The following is a 15,254-nucleotide window of genomic DNA, read 5'->3' as shown; positions in this document are numbered from 1 at the left end:
CACCGCACCGCCCTCAACGCCTCCGCCGCCGCAGTCCCCGTACCGCCCAGGCTCCGGCGAATCCGGCCGCCAGACCCCACAGCAGCGCCAGGCCCAGCGCACCCCACGGATGAGGCTCCAGCAGCACCTGCCCGGACAGCCCCTCGCCCAGGTCGCCGATGCCGAGCACCGACAGGCCGATCCGCGCCGAGATCCGCGCCAGGGGACCGATCGCCGGCACCGCCAGTGCCAGCGCCACCGCCAGCCGCACGGCGTGCTGCCAGGCCGGCACCCCGGGCGGCGAGTCGGTGACCATCAGGAAGGCCGCCGCGGCCACCAGGACCGCCGCGGCCACCAGCAGCCACCACCACCGTCCCCCGTCGTGCTCGACGAGCGTGCCCAGGTTCAGCTCGGAGATGTCCGGGGTGCGCAGCACCTCGTCCAGCACCCGCGGCATGGGCAGCCCGAACGGCCCCTCCACCCTGCCCTCCCAGGTGGCCCCCAGCCCGACGGTCAGCGCCGGCCAGGCCACGTTGGGCAGCCCCAGCAGCACGACGGCGAACGTCTCGGCCGGATGCCCCCGGGTGCCCGCCACCACCAGCGCCACGACGAGAGCGACGGCGACCGAGGCGAGCAGCAACAGCACCGCCGCCCGGGCCGCGGGGCGGGCCGCCGCCTGGAACCGCATCAGCCCGGCCGGCAGCGGCGCGCCACGGGACACCAGCAGCGCCACCACCAGCACACCCGCCAGCCACACCAGACCGACCAGGACGGTCGGCAGCACATCCGCGGCGAAGCCGACCACCGGGGTGACACCGAACAGCTCGCCCAGGTCACCGAGCAGGTCGTCCCCGAGGGAGATCTCGAAGGTGTGGCGCGCGCCCAGCGCCAGCCCGAGGACGGCGAGCAGCCACAGCACGGCCACCCGCGCGGCCCACCCCGCGAGACCGGGCGCGCCCACGACGGTACGGCGGCGCAGCGGGCGCAGGAAGCACCAGCCGACCAGCAGCGCCCCGGTGAGGGTGACGGACAGCGGGATCACCGTCAGACCGCCCTCCGTGCCGGCCAGCCCGCCGGCGTCCCCGGACAGCCGGACCGTGCCCCCGACGGCCAGCACCAGGACGGCCGCGAGCACCGGCGCGAAGGAACCCTCCGGGAGGTCGGCGGCGCCGGCCGCCCAGAGCCCCAGCGCCGCCACCGCGCCCATCGCGGCCAGCGGGCCGACCACCGTGACCAGCGCCGGAAGCCAGCCGTGCAGAGGGGACCGCGGGGGAGAAGGGGAGTGTGCGCTCACGTGTGCACGCTAAGCAGGGGCCGCCCCCGCCGCCCGCCGGGAGGTCCGTCCGCGCGGGTCCCCCGCCTCAGACCGGGTGGTGTCCGCGGGCGTCCCGGACCACCAGGGCGTGGTCGCCGAGACCCAGCAGCCGGTCCGCGCTCACCTCGCCCCGGGTCGTCAGCACCGCGTCGAGACGGCCGGTGGACGGATCGAACGCCGCGTCCAGCACCGTGCCGTGCTCCTCGCCGCACTCCGTGAGCACCTCGCTGCCCAGCAGCTCGCGCGGGGCGGGCACCCGGGCCGGTCCGGCGGCCGGCCGGACCGTGAGCAGCCCCGGCCCGGACGCGCGCAGGTCGTCCCAGGCCACCACCGTGTCCCGGCGCCACCGCCCGCGTCCGATCCGCACGTGGGTGACCCTGCCGGACGCCAGGTCGACCGTCAGGGACCGCACGGCACCGAGCCGGGCCCCGTCGGCCCCGGCCACGGGCAGCCCGCACACCTCGGAGAACAGCGTCGTCACGGCACGCCGCCCGCCCGGCCGTGGAGAGCGTCGACCCGCGCCACGAAGCCGGGCAGGTCGTCGGTCACGTACGCCGTCACGCGCGCGGGGACGACCAGGGTGCGGCCGGTGATCCGCAGCGCCTCGCCGCCCGGCAGGTACACCTGGTGCCGGTGGTGGCGGGAACCGTGCACCAGGTTCCGGTGCGCGGCCAGCCGGAACGCCACGATCCGGCCGCTCGTGCCGCCCTCCACCAGGACGTCGAGCACCGTACCCACCGGGTCGCCGTCGTCGGTCACCACCTGCGCGCCGAGCACCCGCCCACGCGCGGCGTCCCGCCGTGCCTCGGGGGACAGGGCGAACAGCGCCCCCGCGTCCCGGATCATGACGGCCCGGCGGCCCAGGCAGTGCACCGCGGGCCACGGCAGGTCGCGGGACAGCGGCCCGGACAGCAGCGCCGGCCCGCTGAGGCTGAAACTCGCGATCCGCCGGGCGGACGTGTCGAAGACCGTGTCCCGTACCAGCGCCACCGCGTCACCGCCCAGCGTCACCACGGGCAGCGTCGTGAGGCTCCGTACGGCTTTCAGCCCGTTCATGGCGCCCCCTTCGCGAGCCTGGGGCCCACCGGGTTCCCCGGCTCGGGAAGCCGAACATGGATCAGGTGGAGTGCTCGGGCCGACTCGGGGTACCAGGACCGGTGCGGATCGTCCGGCCGACCCGGCGTCGCAGAGGGAAACGCATGACCTATCGCTTGGACGGGGTAGTGATACCGACTGGTTTCGACGTGCCCGTGGAACCGCTGCGGCGGGCGGCGCACTTCACCGGCGAGCAGGGTTGCATCGCCGAGGCACGGCACTTCGCCGCGCAGTTCCTCGAGCAGCTGAGGACCGAGTGGTGCGCGACGATCGACGCGCGCGTGGACGGTGCCGTGCAGCTCGTGGTGAGCGAACTGGTCACCAACGCCGACCGGCACAGCGACGGTCCGTACATCCTGGAACTGGAGGGCACCGACACCTCGCTCACGGTCGCGGTCTACGACAGCAGCGGCACCCTGCCCCGGGTGTTCCCGCGCGATCCGCAACGCATCGGACGGCACGGACTGGAGATCGTCCGCGCCCTGGCCCAGGACGTGACCGTCGAGCGCGTCCCGGTCGGCAAACGCGTACGCGCGGTCCTCGACCTCACCAAGGGCTGACCGACTTCTCCCGCGGCTGCCACGCGGTCCGTCCCTCGCACCGGCGCCCCGTCCGGATCCGTCCGGCAGGGGCGCTCTCCGGTGTGCGCGTGCCGTCAGGCGCAGCCCAGCTCGCCGAGCATGCCGGTACGCAGCCGGGCGATGATCCGCTTGATCAGGCGGGACACGTGCATCTGCGAGCAGCCCAGCCGTTCACCGATCTCCGCCTGCGTGGCCTCCTCGACGAACCGCATGTGCAGGATCTCGCGGTCGCGGTCGCTGAGCTCCGCCATGAGGGGGGCCAGCGCGTGGAAGTCCTCCACCAGGCCCAGCCGCTCCTCCTCGACACCGATGAAGTCGGCGAGGACCGACTCGCCGTTCTCCGGGCCGTCCCCGGTGAGCGCGGCGTCCAGCGAGGAGGAGTTGTAGCCGTTCGCGGCGATCTGCCCCTCGATCACCTGCTGCTCGCTGAGGTTCATCAGGGTGGCCAGCTCGGCGACGGTGGGCTCGCGGTCCAGCCGGCTGGCCAGCTCCTCGCGGGCCTTGGCCAGCTCCACGCGCAGCTCCTGCAGCCGGCGCGGCACGTGCACGGCCCAGGTGGTGTCACGGAAGAAGCGCTTGATCTCGCCCACGATGTACGGCAGCGCGAAGGAGGTGAACTCGACCTCGCGGGACAGCTCGAACCGGTCGATGGCCTTGATCAGGCCGATCATGCCGGTCTGCACGATGTCGTCCATGTCGTCGCCGCGACCGCGGAAGCGCCCGGCCGCGAAGCGCACGAGGGACATGTTCATCTCGATGAGCGTGTTGCGCGCGTACTGGTATTCGAGGGTCCCCTCCTCCAGCTGCGCGAGGCGCCGGAAGAACTGCCGGGAGAGTTCGCGGGCGTCCCGGGGGGCGACGGCGCGCGCGTCGACCGAGGTCGCAAGGTGCTCGCCGTACGCGCCGGCCCTGGTGTGCTCGACGACGTCCCGCTCCTGCGACCGGATCACGGCGGTCCTCATTGCCTCTCCCCACGCACGTCACGGCTGCCATGTGCCTGAGCCTCGCGAGTACCCAGGTCCGGCGAACCTATGCCCGACAATTTTCCGCGTGGGTCGCCCGGCACCGCTCGGGGCAGACGCGGTACGCACGGCCGTCACGCCTGCGTCCGATGGTACGGGGCCCGGCGCGGCACGGCACCATCGGGCGGAGGATTGTCGTCCGGATACGGCTTCACTCAGGGCGGAATCCCGCTCCCTTGCCCACGGGAGCGGGATTCCTAGGCTGAGGACGTGACCGCTCACCAGCCGAACCACGCCCGTGTCATCCCCCTGCGCCGCGACCCGGCGCCCTCCGGCCCGCCGGCCGCGCCGAGAGAGCCGCTGTGGCGGCACCTCGTCGGGGACGTGCTGCGCAAGGAGCGGCAGACCCAGGAGCGGACGCTCAAGGACGTCGCCGACGCCGCCCGGATCTCCATGCCCTATCTGTCGGAGGTCGAGCGGGGCCGCAAGGAGGCCTCCTCGGAGGTACTCGCAGCCGCCGCGGGGGCGCTCGGCCTCGGTCTGGGCGACCTGCTGGCCCGCACCCACGCGGAGCTGGTCCGGGTCACGTCCCGGCGGACCGCCGTCGGCCCCCGGCCCGTCGTCCGCGACGGCTCCGCGCACAACGGGCTCTGCCTGGCCGCCTAGCCACGGGGCGGGCGCCGTCCGGCCGCCCGGCCCCTCACATCCCCACGAGGCGCCGGGCGAGCACCTCGTCGGCGAGGCCGTACTCCACGGCCTCCCGCGCGGTGAACACCTTGTCGCGGTCCATGTCGGCCCGCAGCGTCGCCACGTCCTGATGCGTGTGCCGCGACAGCACCTCCTCCACCTGCGCCCGGATCCGCACCATCTCGCGGGCGCGCAGGGCCAGGTCGGACGCCGTGCCCCGCACCCCGCCGGTGGCGGGCTGCCCGAGCAGCACCCGCGCGTGCTCCAGCACGAACCGCCGCCCCGGGTCGCCGCCGGCCAGCAGCACGGCGGCCGTGGACGCCGCCTGCCCGACGCAGTAGGTCGAGACGGGCGCCCGCACGAACGTCATCGTGTCGTAGATCGCCATCAGCGAGGTGAACGAGCCGCCGGGGGAGTTGAGGTAGACCGCGATCTCGCTGTCCGGGGCCTCGGACTCCAGGTGCAGCAGCTGGGCCACGACCACGTTGGCCACCCCGTCGTCGATCTCCGTGCCGAGGAAGACGATCCGCTCCGCGAGCAGCCTGCTGAACACGTCGTAGGACCGCTCGCCGCGCGCGGTGCGCTCGACGACGTTCGGAATCGTGTAGCTCCCCATCAGCGCAGCCCCATCCTCGGTCGCGCGGCCGCCGGCCGGACGTCGTCGAGCGACTCCACCACCCGGTCGACCATTCCGTACGCACGGGCCTGCTCGGCCGTGAACCAGCGGTCCCGGTCGCCGTCCCGGGAGATGGTCTCCGGGGTCTGCCCGGTGTGCTCGGCGGTGATCCGCTCGATGGTCCGCTTGGTGTACTCCAGGCTCTCCGCCTGGATCTCGATGTCCGCGGTCGTCCCGCCGATGCCCCCCGACGGCTGGTGCATCATCACCCGCGCGTTCGGCAGGGCGTACCGCTTGCCTCGCGTGCCGACGCTGAGCAGGAACTGCCCCATGCTGGCCGCGAAGCCCATGGCCAGGGTGGACACGTCGTTGGGGATCAGCCGCATGGTGTCGTAGATGGCCAGCCCCGCGTGCACCGAACCGCCGGGGCTGTTGATGTACAGGCTGATGTCGGTGCGCGGGTCCTCGGCGGACAGCACGAGGAGCTGGGCGCACACCCGGTTCGCGGAGACCTCGTCGACCTGGGTGCCGAGCAGCACGATCCGCTGCGCCAGCAGCTGGGCGGCGAGGTGGTCGTCGAACCGGGTCGGCGGGGTGTCGCCGTCCTCGGCCGTGGGCCGGACGGCCGGCCAGGGGCCGGCGGTGAGTGGGGACATGGACGCTCCCGTTGCTCGTCGGAGCACGGCCGGGCGGCCGTGTGCGTCCACTGTCGGCCCGCCGCACCGGCCGGAGGGGAGATCTCTGCCCGCGGCAGATTCGCCCCGGGCAGAACGGCCCGGGCGGCCCCGCCCCGTGCCGGTGCGCGGCGACGCCGATGAGTTCCGGCGTCCGGACCGGTCTGCCCCCGTGACCGGTTCCCACGAGGGGCACCGCACCCGGGAGGTACTCATGGACACCGACGGATTCACCACCTGCCTCTGGTTCGACGGCCAGGCCGAGGAGGCCGCGCGGTTCTACGTCTCCGTCTTCGGCAACTCCAAGCTCGGCGACGTCGTCCGCAACACCGGCGCCGTGCCCGGCGAGGAGGGCTCCGTCCTCACCGTCGAGTTCACGGCCAACGGCCAGAAGTTCGTCGCCCTGAACGGCGGACCGGAGTTCGTGTTCAACGAGGCGATCTCCTTCCAGCTCGAGTGCGACGACCAGGACGAGATCGACCACTACTGGGAGAAGCTGGCCGAGGGCGGCGGCGAGCACGGTCCGTGCGGCTGGCTCAAGGACCGGTACGGCGTCTCGTGGCAGGTCAACGCCAAGCGGCTCACGCAGATGATCGGCGACCCGGACCGTGAGAAGGCGGACCGCGCGTTGAAGTCCATGATGACCATGGGCAAACTGGACATCTCGGAACTGGAGAAGGCGTACGCGGGCGAGGCGTGAGGCCGGCGCGGGGCGTGAGGCCGGCGCGGGGCGTGAGGCCGGCGCGGGGCGTGGCCGCGGACCACGCCCCTCCGCCCGCCCGGTCCGCACGCCGTGAGGAAGGGAACCAGATGTCCACTCCTGATCTCCCCGACGCCATCCGTACGTTCGTCGAGGCCACCAACCGCGGTGACAGCGACGCCTTCGTGGCCGCTTTCACCGAGGACGCCTACCTCAACGACTGGGGACGCGAGTTCCACGGCCATGACGGAGTGCGGTCCTGGAACCGCACGGACAACATCGGCGTCCAGTCGCACTTCGGCACGGAGGGGGTCGAACCCGGCCCCGACCCCGACAGTTACGTCGTCACGCTCGCGGTCACCGGGAACGGATACAACGGAACGGGCCCGATGACCTTCCACCTCCGTGACGGCCTGATCGCGAGCGTGCGGATCGGCTGAGCGGACGGACGGCCGCCCGCCACGCCCTCACCCGGGCACACCCACGGGCTTGAAGTGGACCGGGAGCCAGGTGTACCCGTCGCCGGCGCGCCGCACATGACCCAGACCGGGGAACGGCAGATGGGACGCGGCGACCCACCAGCCGTGCGCCGAGACGCTCTCCAGCACCCCGGCACGCGCCTCGACCGCGCCGAACTCGTCACTGTCGATGGCGATCGACACGTGCGGGCAGGGCAGCTGCACCGTGTGGCTGTGCACGGTGTCGCCCCAGAAGAGGACCGGCTGGTCTCCTTCGCCGAAGAGATATCCGCTGTGACCGGCGGTGTGGCCCCGTTGGTCGACGGAGCGAACGCCGGGCAGGGTGTCGAGGCGGTCGAACGCGTCGACCCGGCCGGTGGCCAGATAGGGCCGCAACGCGTCGGCCGCCGCGTCGTGGATCACCTTGTGGACGCCCTGCGCCCGGGCCGCCCGGGCTTCGTCGAGCCAGTGGTCGACCTCCGCGCGTGCGACGTGGACGGTGGCCCGGGGGTAGGCGGCCTCACCTCTCCCGGTGACGAGGCCGCCGCTGTGATCGGGATGGAGATGGGTGAGGAGAACGTCGTCGATGTCCTCCGCCGTGATTCCGGCGGCCGCCATCGCCGCGGGGAGGTGACCCGTGGCGGGCCCCAGCGTGTGGCCGCTGCCGGCGTCGACGAGGACGCGCCTGCCGTCGTACTCGACGAGGAAGGCGATGACGGCCGTGTGCGGATCGCCCTCCTCCGGCAGGTGGGCGTCGGTGAGACGACGGCGTATGCCGGCCGGCTCCTCGCCGCGCAGATCCGCGGCGAGAATGGGTACGAATCCGTCGTAGAGGGCGGTGACCAGCAGGTTCCCCAGACGGAACCGCTGGAATCCGGGAGCCTGGCCGGCCGGTGCGCTGGACATGCGTGAGCCTTTTCCTTCCTGACGTACATATAAGGGGAGTCGCCCCGGAGGGCGGTGGAGCGAGGAGGGGTCAGGCCGTGGCGGCCGCGACGAACTCCTCCAGGGTGGTCGAGGTGGTGATCGTCCGGTCCGTCCCCAGCAGCCTGATGCGTCCCTCCGCGACGTCGAGCGTCATGGCGACGGTCCCGTCGGCCATGTGGTCGCTGAACCCCGCGTCGATCAGGGCGGCCCGTACGGCCTCCGGGGAGCGGGGGACGTACCGGGCGTCGTCGGCCCCGACCGCCGCCCCGATCAGCCGGGTGGCCTCGCCGAGCGTGCGGAAGGCCGGGCCGGCGACCTCCACCGGGCCGGGGACGAACGGGCGCTCGCCCCGCAGGAACTCGGCCGCGACCCGTCCGATGTCCGCCGTGGCGATCATCGGCAGCGGAAGGTCCGGGGGGACGAGGCCGCCCGTGCCGCCGGTGGCCCTGACGGACGCGATGTCGGCCCGGAGGTTCTCCATGAACGACCCCGCCCGCAGGTGGACCGCGGGGACCCCGGTGGCGTCGACGGCGTCCTCGAACTTCTTCAAAGCCCGCACCGGGCCGCGGGCACCGGGGTAGTTGGCCGCCCAGCCGCTGAGGGTGACCACGCGACGCAGGGAGCCGTGCCGGTGGGCGGCCTCCACCGCCTCCGCCTGCGCGACCGTCACGGCGTGCTGGTAGGCCGGGAAGTCCTCGCTGTCGGGAATGAGGCCGGGCGCCATCATGACGAAGGCGCCGGTCGCGCCCTCCAGGGCCGCGGTGAGGCCCTTCGCGTCGTCGAGGGGGCTCACCTGGGTGCGGGCGCCGAGCCGGGCGTACTCCTGGAGCCGCTCGCCGTCGCGGCCGACGGCCACGACCGGTGATCCGCCGTCCAGCAGCGCACGGACCACGGCGGAACCGGTGTCACTGGTGGCCGCGGTGACGACGAACAGGTCCGGCCCGTCTCCGGATCGCGTGGGGGCGTCGGCCGAGTGATGCTTCACGTTCATGTCCTCATCGTCGGACGGGGCCCGGGGACGAGCCAGACCACGCCGTGGACACCCATCCGGCGCCGCGTCCTCCAGGGCCGCGGCCGGGGCCGGTGAATCCCTGGGGGACCATGCGGTGGACAGGTACGACGGCACGCCGGCTGGGATACTTCACCCATGAGCACCGCCTGGTCGTCGTCGTCCGAGCTCGGTGCCTTCCTCCGTAGCCGACGTGCCGCGCTCACCCCCGAGGAGTCCGGTCTGCCCTCCTGCGGGCGGCGCGGGGTGCCCGGCCTCAGGAGGGAGGAACTGGCCGACCTCGCCGGCATCAGCGTCACCTACTACACGCGCCTGGAACGGGGAGAGAACCACCAGGTGTCCGACTCGGTCCTGGCCTCCCTGTCGCGGGTCCTGAAACTCAGCCAGGACGAGCAGGCCTACCTCGCCCGCCTGGTGAGGCCGGGCCGGCCGGCCGGAACGGGGAACGGCGCGGGCGAGCCCGAACGCCTGCGCCCCGCCGTACAGGCGCTCGTGGACGCCGCCGGCAGTCAGGCGGTCCTCGTCGTCGGGCGGCGCGCCGACGTCCTCGGCGGGAACCGGCTGGGCTTCGCCCTCTGGGGCCTGCCCGCACCCGACGAGGCCCCCGGCGGGCCCCGGCCGAACATCGCCCGCATGACCTTCCTCGATCCCCCGACCCGGGACCTGCTCCTCGACTGGGAAGCACAGGCGAGGGACATCACCGGGTACCTGCGCCACGCGGCCGCCCAACACCCCGACGACCAGGAACTGCACGCGCTGATCGGTGAGCTGCGCGCGGGCAGTCCCGACTTCGTGCGGATCTGGTCCGCCCACCCGGTGAGCGACTGCCTGTCCTCCAGGCGCGGCTACCGCCACCCCCGGGTCGGCACCCTCCTGCTGGACGAGGAGGTGCTGCGGCTGACCGACACCCCCGGCGTGCGGGTCATCTTCAGCGGCGCGGAGGAGAACACCGAGTCCGCCGAGCGGCTGCGCCTCCTGGCCACGCCGACCTGAGGCCCCTCGCCCGGACCGGCGCGGACGCCTTCCCGCCCGGCGCGCGGGCCCGGGCGGCGGTGGCTAGCGTGAGGAGACGACCGGACCGTCGACGCGGAGGGCCGCAGCCATGGCCGTACCACCCGAAGGAACACCGTGCTGGGCCGACGCGATGTTCGAGGACCTCGACGCGGCCAAGGACTTCTACGGCGACGTCCTCGGCTGGACGTTCGGCGAGACGTCGCCCGAGCAGGGGAACTACACCCAGGCGTACGCCGACGGCAAGGCGGTGGCCGCCGTCGTACCGCCCATGCCCGGGCAGGAGGGCACCTCGCAGTGGTGCCTGTACTTCGCCGCCCGGGACGCCTCCGCCACCGCCGCCCGGATCCGGGACAACGGCGGAGAACTGCTCATGGACCCCATGCAGGTCGGTGACTACGGCACGATGTGTCTGGCCCGCGACCCCGGCGGGGTCGTGTTCGGCGTGTGGCAGCCCGGCACCCACGAGGGCTTCCAGGCGGTCGCCGAACCGGGCGCGTACTGCTGGGCCGAGGTCTTCACCCGCGAACCGGAGAAGGCCGACGCGTTCTTCCCGGCCGTCTTCTCCTACCGCGCCAAGCAGCTGGAGGGCGAGACGGACTTCCGCGTCTACGACCTGGGGGAGCGCAGCGTCCTCGGCCGGATGCGGATGACCGACGACTTCCCGCCCGAGGTGCCGCCGTACATCAACGTCTACTTCACCGTCGCCGACTGCGACGAGGCGGTCGCCCGGGCGACCGCGCGCGGCGGTGTGCTGCGGTTCGGGCCGATGGACACGCCCTTCGGGCGGTTCGCGGCGATCAGCGACCCGCAGGGCGCGAACTTCTCGGTGCTCGACATCACCACGACGACGGGGGAGGTGCCGAAGACCACCGACGTCGGCTGAGCGGGACCGGGGCACCCTGGCGGCCGTGGCATGATCGGGCGCATGGGTGAACGTGTGGTGGCCGCGTGCGACGGGGCCTCGAAGGGAAATCCCGGGCCCGCCGGCTGGGCCTGGGTGGTCGCCGACTCCTCCGGGACACCGGAGCGCTGGGAGGCCGGCGCGCTCGGCACCGCCACCAACAACGTCGCCGAACTCACCGCCCTGGAGCGGCTGCTGGCCGCCACCGACCCCGGCGTGCCGCTGGAGGTCCGGATGGACTCGCAGTACGCCATGAAGGCCGTCACCACCTGGCTGCCCGGCTGGAAACGCAACGGCTGGCGCACCGCGGCCGGCAAGCCGGTCGCCAACCAGGAACTCGTGGTCCGCATCGACGGGCTGCTCCAGGACCGCCCGGTGGAGTTCCGCTACGTCCCCGCCCACCAGGTCGACGGCGACCGGCTCAACGACTTCGCCGACCGCGCCGCCAGCCAGGCGGCCTCCGCCCAGCAGGACGCCGGCAGCGCGCAGGGCTCCCCCGAGCCACCGCCGTCCGCCCCGCGCCCGGCGGGCGCCACGGCCCGCCGCGCCTCCGGCGGCGCCAAGACGTCCCGGCGCTCCGGCGGGTCCTCGGCGCGCACCATCAAGGCGAAGTTCGCCGGTCGCTGCCCGTGCGGACGGACGTACGCGGCCGGTGAGCCCATCGCCAAGAACGACAAGGGCTGGGGCCACCCCGAGTGCCGGACGGCCGTGACCGCCTGAGCGGCCCGAACGGGGGAGCCGCCGGTCGCCGGACCGGAGCGGATGACAGACTGACCGCCATGGAAGAGCGCACTTTCGACAGGTCCGGACAGCACGCCTCGGTGATCGGTCTCGGCACATGGCAACTCGGGGCCGACTGGGGAGACGTCGACGACAAGGAAGCCCTCGCGGTGCTGGAGGCCGCCGCCGAGTCGGGCGTCACCTTCTTCGACACGGCCGACGTCTACGGCGACGGGCGCAGCGAGCAGACCATCGCGTCGTTCCTCAGCGGGCGGCCCGACCTGCACGTGCTGGTCGCCACCAAGATGGGCCGCCGCGTCGACCAGATCCCGGAGAACTACGTCCTGGACAACTTCCGCGCCTGGAACGACCGCTCCCGGCGCAACCTGGGCGTCGACCGCATCGACCTGGTGCAGCTGCACTGCCCGCCCACGCCCGTCTACTCCACCGACGAGGTCTTCGACGCCCTCGACACGCTCGTCGAGGAGGAGCGGATCGCCGCCTACGGCGTGAGCGTGGAGACCAGCGCCGAGGCCCTGACCGCCATCGCCCGGCCGAACGTGGCCGGCGTGCAGATCATCCTCAACCCGTTCCGCATGAAGCCGCTGCGTGAGGTGCTCCCCGCCGCACGGGAGGCGGGCGTCGGCATCATCGCCCGGGTCCCGCTCGCCTCGGGTCTGCTGTCCGGCAAGTACACCAAGGACACCGTCTTCGCGGAGAACGACCACCGCTCGTTCAACCGGCACGGCGAGGCCTTCGACCAGGGGGAGACCTTCTCCGGCGTGGACTACGCGACCGGTGTCGAGGCGGCCGCCGAGTTCTCGGCGCTGGCCCCCGAGGGGTACACGCCGGCCCAGCTGGCGCTGCGCTGGATCGTCCAGCAGCCCGGCGTGACCACCGTCATCCCGGGCGCCCGCTCGCCCGAGCAGGCCCGCGCCAACGCGGCGGCGGCCCGGCTGCCGGAGCTGTCCGACGCGACCCTCACCGCGATCGCCGACCTGTACGACCGGCGGATCCGCGAGCAGGTCGAGGGCCGCTGGTAGGGGAACGGGTCACCACCCGCGGGAGCGGCTGCTCAGGATTCGAGGAGTAGCTGACGCTCCTGCTCCTGGTCGCCGGCGACGGCGCCCTCGTCGCGGGTCGTGAAGGACCGCGACAGCGTGTCGCTCGCCCGGCGCACCGCCTCCGGGCTGCCCTGCACGGTGACGGTCACCGGCTCCGACAGGGGCCTGGTGTCCGTCGGCCCGGAGGCATCCCCCTGCCCCTCCCCGGCGAACGTCGCCATACGGACCGTCGCGTCCGTGTCGGAGGGCCGCTCCTGCGGCGGTCCGAAGGTGCCTTCCAGCGCCCCGACGACCGCCCGGGCGTCCTCGGTGTCCCCGCCGCTGAGTGTCACGGTGAGCTGGGTGTCCGACATGTGTCCCACTTTCCTCGGGCCTGGGTCGTGTCGCCGACCGTGTAACCGTGCCCCGCGCCGCCAAACCGGCGGTGGGAGGACGCCCCCTTTTCGGGGAAACCGGGGAGGGGAGACCTACCCGAAGGAGGCACCGTGCCGGACGCGGAGCAGGGCGACACCAGGCGCCGGGGGCGGAACGAGTCGGAGGACGAGAGAGCGGACCGGATGTGGACCGAGCTCATCCAGGAGGTCCGCGTCGCCCAGATGGGCGTGCAGATCCTGTTCGGCTTCCTTCTGACGGTCGTGTTCACCCCGACGTACGAGGACCTGTCCGGAACCGACAAGACCATCTACATCGTCACGGTGGTCCTGGGCGCCTGTGCGACCGGGGCGCTGATCGGCCCGGTGTCGCTGCACCGGCTCGTCAGCGGACGGCGCATCAAACCGCAGGCCGTGCAGTGGGCCTCCCGGCTCACCCTGCTCGGGCTGGCGCTCCTGCTGGTCACCACCAGTTCGTCGCTGCTGCTGATCCTGCGCGTGGCCACCCACGACGACTTCGTCCCGTACCTCGTGGCCGGGGTGGTCTGCTGGTACCTGCTGTGCTGGTTCGGCCTGCCGATGTGGGCCCGCTACCGCCACACGACCCGCTGACGCGGGGGAGCGGGGCGCGCGTCACTTCACCCGGCTGCCGCGGTGAGGCCGTTCAGCTCCCCGCCAGGACGTCCGCGAGGAAGTCGTCCACGCGCACCTCCTCGCACCCCGGCGGCACCATCCGGTGGGTCTCGTGCAGGAACTCCCCGACCGCCTCCGCCCAGGCGAACACCACCGCGTGGTGCCGGCCGCCGTCGGCGCGCGCCTCGCCCAGGAACTCCATCCGCAGCTCCCGCCCCACCCCGCGGGCCTGCGGGCGCAGCCGTACGTCCCCGATGCCGACCGGCCGGGTCAGGCCGTCGGTGACCATCTCCCGGTCCAGCTGCCAGCGCGCCAGGATCCGCCCGTCGAGACTGAAGACGACGGTGACGGCGAACGGGTCCGACGGGTCGTAGCTCAGGTGGGCGAGCACGGGAAAGCGTTCCGTGTCGCCCGCCTGGAGCTCCACCACCAGGGTTCTGTGCACGAACGAGTTCACGAGGTGCCTCCGGGACGTACCGACGTAGAGCCCTCTAGTACCCCGGTTCCGCGCAAGATGCTCAGCTCTCCGGGTGAATCTGTCACCGGCCCGGGACGGAGGGTCAGGCGAAGGCCTCCCGGAGCGCCGGCAGCAGGGTCTTCTCCGACCAGTCCAGGAACGCCGGCTGCGACTCGCCGCCGATCTGGACCAGGGCGATCTCGGTGAAACCGGCCTCGGCGTACGGGCGGACGGCTTCGACGAAGTCCTCCGGGTCGCTGCCGCACGGAATGGACGCGGCGACGTCGTCGGTCCGTACGAACTGGGTCGCCGAGGCGAAGGAGTCCGGGTGCGGCAGCTCGGAGTTCACCTTCCAGCCGTTGCCGAACCAGCGGAACTGGGCGTGCGCGCGCTCCACGGCCGTGTCCCGGTCCGGGTCGTAGCTCACCGGCAGCTGCCCCACCCGCGGCTTTCCCTCGCCGCCGTGCTCGTCGAACAGTTCCAGCAGCTTCGGCTTCGGCTCGGTGGCGATCACCAGGTCGGCGAGGTGCCCCGCGAGCGCGCACGACCGCCTGCCCGACACCGCGATCCCGATCGGCGGCGGCTGGTCCGGCAGGTCCCACAGCTTGGCCGACTCCACGTCGAAGTGCTCGCCCCGGTAGTTCACGTGGCCGCCCTCGAACAGCGCGCGGATGATCTCCACCGCTTCCTCGAGCATCTCGTGGCGCACGTCCACCGGCGGCCAGCCGCCGCCCACCACATGCTCGTTGAGGTTCTCTCCGGAGCCCAGTCCCAGCCGGAACCGGCCCCCGGACAGCAGTTGCATCGTCGCCGCCTTCTGCGCCACGACCGCCGGGTGGTAGCGCTTCGTCGGACACGTCACGTACGTCATCAGCGGGATCCGCGAGGTGGCCTGCGCCGCCGCGCCCAGGACGCTCCACGCGTACGGCGAGTGCCCCTGCTCGGCCAGCCACGGGAAGTAGTGGTCCGAGGTCACCGAGAAGTCGAAGCCGGCCTCCTCGGCGCGCACCACGTGCTCCACGAGTTCACGCGGCCCGGCCTGCTCGGTCATCATCGTGTATCCGATTCGCACCATGGTGTCCGGGTCCCCC

General features: G+C 73.0%; 20 protein-coding genes. 9 read left to right on the top strand and 11 right to left on the bottom strand.

Annotation, left to right across the window (positions count from 1 at the left end):
- Window positions 1–13: 13 nt before the first annotated feature.
- The 3 genes from ACIF8S_RS14895 to ACIF8S_RS14885 all read right to left on the bottom strand — a co-directional run bounded on the left by ACIF8S_RS14895 (window position 14) and on the right by ACIF8S_RS14885 (window position 2,350).
- A complete protein-coding gene (locus tag ACIF8S_RS14895; protein ID WP_399999544.1) occupies window positions 14–1,273 on the bottom strand; it encodes a streptophobe family protein in 1,260 nt (419 codons plus the stop codon).
- Between the two features lie 67 nt (window positions 1,274–1,340).
- On the bottom strand, window positions 1,341–1,775 hold the full coding sequence (locus ACIF8S_RS14890) for a PRC-barrel domain-containing protein (RefSeq protein ID WP_399999542.1): 435 nt from the start codon (window positions 1,773–1,775) through the stop codon (window positions 1,341–1,343).
- Window positions 1,772–2,350, bottom strand: a complete 579-nt coding sequence (locus tag ACIF8S_RS14885) for a PRC-barrel domain-containing protein (protein ID WP_399999541.1) — start codon at window positions 2,348–2,350, stop codon at window positions 1,772–1,774. The genes ACIF8S_RS14890 and ACIF8S_RS14885 overlap by 4 nt, the downstream gene beginning before the upstream one ends.
- A gap of 143 nt (window positions 2,351–2,493) precedes the next feature.
- On the opposite strand from ACIF8S_RS14885, the gene ACIF8S_RS14880 reads away from it, so the two are divergent.
- Window positions 2,494–2,949: an ATP-binding protein gene (locus ACIF8S_RS14880; protein ID WP_399999540.1), complete on the top strand. Its 456-nt coding sequence runs from the start codon at window positions 2,494–2,496 to the stop codon at window positions 2,947–2,949.
- A gap of 95 nt (window positions 2,950–3,044) precedes the next feature.
- Here ACIF8S_RS14880 and ACIF8S_RS14875 read toward each other — a convergent pair whose 3' ends face one another.
- Window positions 3,045–3,932 (bottom strand): SigB/SigF/SigG family RNA polymerase sigma factor, encoded by an 888-nt coding sequence (locus ACIF8S_RS14875; RefSeq protein WP_399999538.1) that lies wholly within the window; start codon window positions 3,930–3,932, stop codon window positions 3,045–3,047.
- Window positions 3,933–4,202: 270 nt separating this feature from the next.
- Between ACIF8S_RS14875 and ACIF8S_RS14870 the strand changes: the two genes are divergently transcribed.
- Window positions 4,203–4,598, top strand: coding sequence for a helix-turn-helix domain-containing protein (locus ACIF8S_RS14870; RefSeq protein WP_399999536.1), 396 nt, complete (start codon window positions 4,203–4,205; stop codon window positions 4,596–4,598).
- A gap of 34 nt (window positions 4,599–4,632) precedes the next feature.
- Here ACIF8S_RS14870 and ACIF8S_RS14865 read toward each other — a convergent pair whose 3' ends face one another.
- Together ACIF8S_RS14865 and ACIF8S_RS14860 are read right to left on the bottom strand one after the other, a co-directional pair.
- Complete coding sequence (locus ACIF8S_RS14865; RefSeq protein ID WP_215212159.1) at window positions 4,633–5,235, bottom strand: ClpP family protease; 603 nt, start codon at window positions 5,233–5,235, stop codon at window positions 4,633–4,635.
- Window positions 5,235–5,891 (bottom strand): ATP-dependent Clp protease proteolytic subunit, encoded by a 657-nt coding sequence (locus ACIF8S_RS14860; RefSeq protein ID WP_215212160.1) that lies wholly within the window; start codon window positions 5,889–5,891, stop codon window positions 5,235–5,237. Before ACIF8S_RS14860 ends, ACIF8S_RS14865 begins: the two co-directional genes overlap by 1 nt.
- 232 nt (window positions 5,892–6,123) lie before the next feature.
- Here ACIF8S_RS14860 and ACIF8S_RS14855 point away from each other — a divergent pair, with 232 nt between their 5' ends.
- Both ACIF8S_RS14855 and ACIF8S_RS14850 read left to right on the top strand, forming a co-directional pair.
- Entirely contained in the window at window positions 6,124–6,609 is a 486-nt protein-coding gene (locus ACIF8S_RS14855; protein WP_399999535.1) for a VOC family protein, read from the top strand.
- Window positions 6,610–6,719: 110 nt separating this feature from the next.
- Window positions 6,720–7,049: a nuclear transport factor 2 family protein gene (locus ACIF8S_RS14850; RefSeq protein ID WP_252541473.1), complete on the top strand. Its 330-nt coding sequence runs from the start codon at window positions 6,720–6,722 to the stop codon at window positions 7,047–7,049.
- A gap of 27 nt (window positions 7,050–7,076) precedes the next feature.
- On the opposite strand, the gene ACIF8S_RS14845 is transcribed toward ACIF8S_RS14850, so the two are convergent.
- Together ACIF8S_RS14845 and ACIF8S_RS14840 are read right to left on the bottom strand one after the other, a co-directional pair.
- Complete coding sequence (locus tag ACIF8S_RS14845; protein ID WP_399999533.1) at window positions 7,077–7,973, bottom strand: MBL fold metallo-hydrolase; 897 nt, start codon at window positions 7,971–7,973, stop codon at window positions 7,077–7,079.
- Window positions 7,974–8,043: 70 nt separating this feature from the next.
- A complete protein-coding gene (locus tag ACIF8S_RS14840) occupies window positions 8,044–8,985 on the bottom strand; it encodes an NmrA family NAD(P)-binding protein (protein ID WP_399999532.1) in 942 nt (313 codons plus the stop codon).
- 156 nt (window positions 8,986–9,141) lie between these two features.
- Here ACIF8S_RS14840 and ACIF8S_RS14835 point away from each other — a divergent pair, with 156 nt between their 5' ends.
- From ACIF8S_RS14835 to ACIF8S_RS14820, 4 genes are all read left to right on the top strand, one after another.
- Window positions 9,142–9,996: a helix-turn-helix domain-containing protein gene (locus tag ACIF8S_RS14835; protein ID WP_399999531.1), complete on the top strand. Its 855-nt coding sequence runs from the start codon at window positions 9,142–9,144 to the stop codon at window positions 9,994–9,996.
- A 109-nt stretch (window positions 9,997–10,105) separates the two neighbouring features.
- On the top strand, window positions 10,106–10,900 hold the full coding sequence (locus ACIF8S_RS14830) for a VOC family protein (RefSeq protein WP_399999529.1): 795 nt from the start codon (window positions 10,106–10,108) through the stop codon (window positions 10,898–10,900).
- A 30-nt stretch (window positions 10,901–10,930) separates the two neighbouring features.
- Window positions 10,931–11,638 (top strand): ribonuclease H, encoded by a 708-nt coding sequence (locus ACIF8S_RS14825; protein WP_399999527.1) that lies wholly within the window; start codon window positions 10,931–10,933, stop codon window positions 11,636–11,638.
- A gap of 59 nt (window positions 11,639–11,697) precedes the next feature.
- The gene (locus tag ACIF8S_RS14820; protein ID WP_399999524.1) at window positions 11,698–12,681 is read left to right on the top strand and encodes an aldo/keto reductase; all 984 of its coding nucleotides are present in this window, start codon (window positions 11,698–11,700) and stop codon (window positions 12,679–12,681) included.
- Window positions 12,682–12,713: 32 nt separating this feature from the next.
- Here ACIF8S_RS14820 and ACIF8S_RS14815 read toward each other — a convergent pair whose 3' ends face one another.
- On the bottom strand, window positions 12,714–13,055 hold the full coding sequence (locus ACIF8S_RS14815; protein ID WP_399999522.1) for a hypothetical protein: 342 nt from the start codon (window positions 13,053–13,055) through the stop codon (window positions 12,714–12,716).
- 132 nt (window positions 13,056–13,187) lie between these two features.
- Here ACIF8S_RS14815 and ACIF8S_RS14810 point away from each other — a divergent pair, with 132 nt between their 5' ends.
- Complete coding sequence (locus ACIF8S_RS14810; protein WP_399999521.1) at window positions 13,188–13,685, top strand: DUF6328 family protein; 498 nt, start codon at window positions 13,188–13,190, stop codon at window positions 13,683–13,685.
- 52 nt (window positions 13,686–13,737) lie between these two features.
- On the opposite strand, the gene ACIF8S_RS14805 is transcribed toward ACIF8S_RS14810, so the two are convergent.
- Both ACIF8S_RS14805 and ACIF8S_RS14800 read right to left on the bottom strand, forming a co-directional pair.
- Window positions 13,738–14,163, bottom strand: coding sequence for an SsgA family sporulation/cell division regulator (locus tag ACIF8S_RS14805; RefSeq protein WP_399999520.1), 426 nt, complete (start codon window positions 14,161–14,163; stop codon window positions 13,738–13,740).
- A 103-nt stretch (window positions 14,164–14,266) separates the two neighbouring features.
- Window positions 14,267–15,238, bottom strand: a complete 972-nt coding sequence (locus ACIF8S_RS14800; RefSeq protein ID WP_399999519.1) for an LLM class F420-dependent oxidoreductase — start codon at window positions 15,236–15,238, stop codon at window positions 14,267–14,269.
- Between the last annotated feature and the right edge of the window lie 16 nt (window positions 15,239–15,254).

This window comes from Streptomyces sp. NPDC085937 (genome assembly GCF_044540535.1).
Classification (GTDB): Bacteria; Actinomycetota; Actinomycetes; order Streptomycetales; family Streptomycetaceae; genus Streptomyces.
This window is presented reverse-complemented; position numbering and strand designations above follow the sequence as displayed.

Coding starts and splice junctions, on each gene's coding strand:
- ACIF8S_RS14835 (WP_399999531.1), top strand. CDS start 9,142: ATGAGCACCGCCTGGTCGTCGTCGTCCGAGCTCGGTGCCTTCCTCCGT.
- ACIF8S_RS14815 (WP_399999522.1), bottom strand. CDS start 13,055: ATGTCGGACACCCAGCTCACCGTGACACTCAGCGGCGGGGACACCGAG.
- ACIF8S_RS14850 (WP_252541473.1), top strand. CDS start 6,720: ATGTCCACTCCTGATCTCCCCGACGCCATCCGTACGTTCGTCGAGGCC.
- ACIF8S_RS14855 (WP_399999535.1), top strand. CDS start 6,124: ATGGACACCGACGGATTCACCACCTGCCTCTGGTTCGACGGCCAGGCC.
- ACIF8S_RS14865 (WP_215212159.1), bottom strand. CDS start 5,235: ATGGGGAGCTACACGATTCCGAACGTCGTCGAGCGCACCGCGCGCGGC.
- ACIF8S_RS14875 (WP_399999538.1), bottom strand. CDS start 3,932: ATGAGGACCGCCGTGATCCGGTCGCAGGAGCGGGACGTCGTCGAGCAC.
- ACIF8S_RS14825 (WP_399999527.1), top strand. CDS start 10,931: ATGATCGGGCGCATGGGTGAACGTGTGGTGGCCGCGTGCGACGGGGCC.
- ACIF8S_RS14860 (WP_215212160.1), bottom strand. CDS start 5,891: ATGTCCCCACTCACCGCCGGCCCCTGGCCGGCCGTCCGGCCCACGGCC.
- ACIF8S_RS14845 (WP_399999533.1), bottom strand. CDS start 7,973: ATGTCCAGCGCACCGGCCGGCCAGGCTCCCGGATTCCAGCGGTTCCGT.
- ACIF8S_RS14830 (WP_399999529.1), top strand. CDS start 10,106: ATGGCCGTACCACCCGAAGGAACACCGTGCTGGGCCGACGCGATGTTC.
- ACIF8S_RS14840 (WP_399999532.1), bottom strand. CDS start 8,985: ATGAACGTGAAGCATCACTCGGCCGACGCCCCCACGCGATCCGGAGAC.
- ACIF8S_RS14880 (WP_399999540.1), top strand. CDS start 2,494: ATGACCTATCGCTTGGACGGGGTAGTGATACCGACTGGTTTCGACGTG.
- ACIF8S_RS14820 (WP_399999524.1), top strand. CDS start 11,698: ATGGAAGAGCGCACTTTCGACAGGTCCGGACAGCACGCCTCGGTGATC.
- ACIF8S_RS14800 (WP_399999519.1), bottom strand. CDS start 15,238: ATGGTGCGAATCGGATACACGATGATGACCGAGCAGGCCGGGCCGCGT.
- ACIF8S_RS14885 (WP_399999541.1), bottom strand. CDS start 2,350: ATGAACGGGCTGAAAGCCGTACGGAGCCTCACGACGCTGCCCGTGGTG.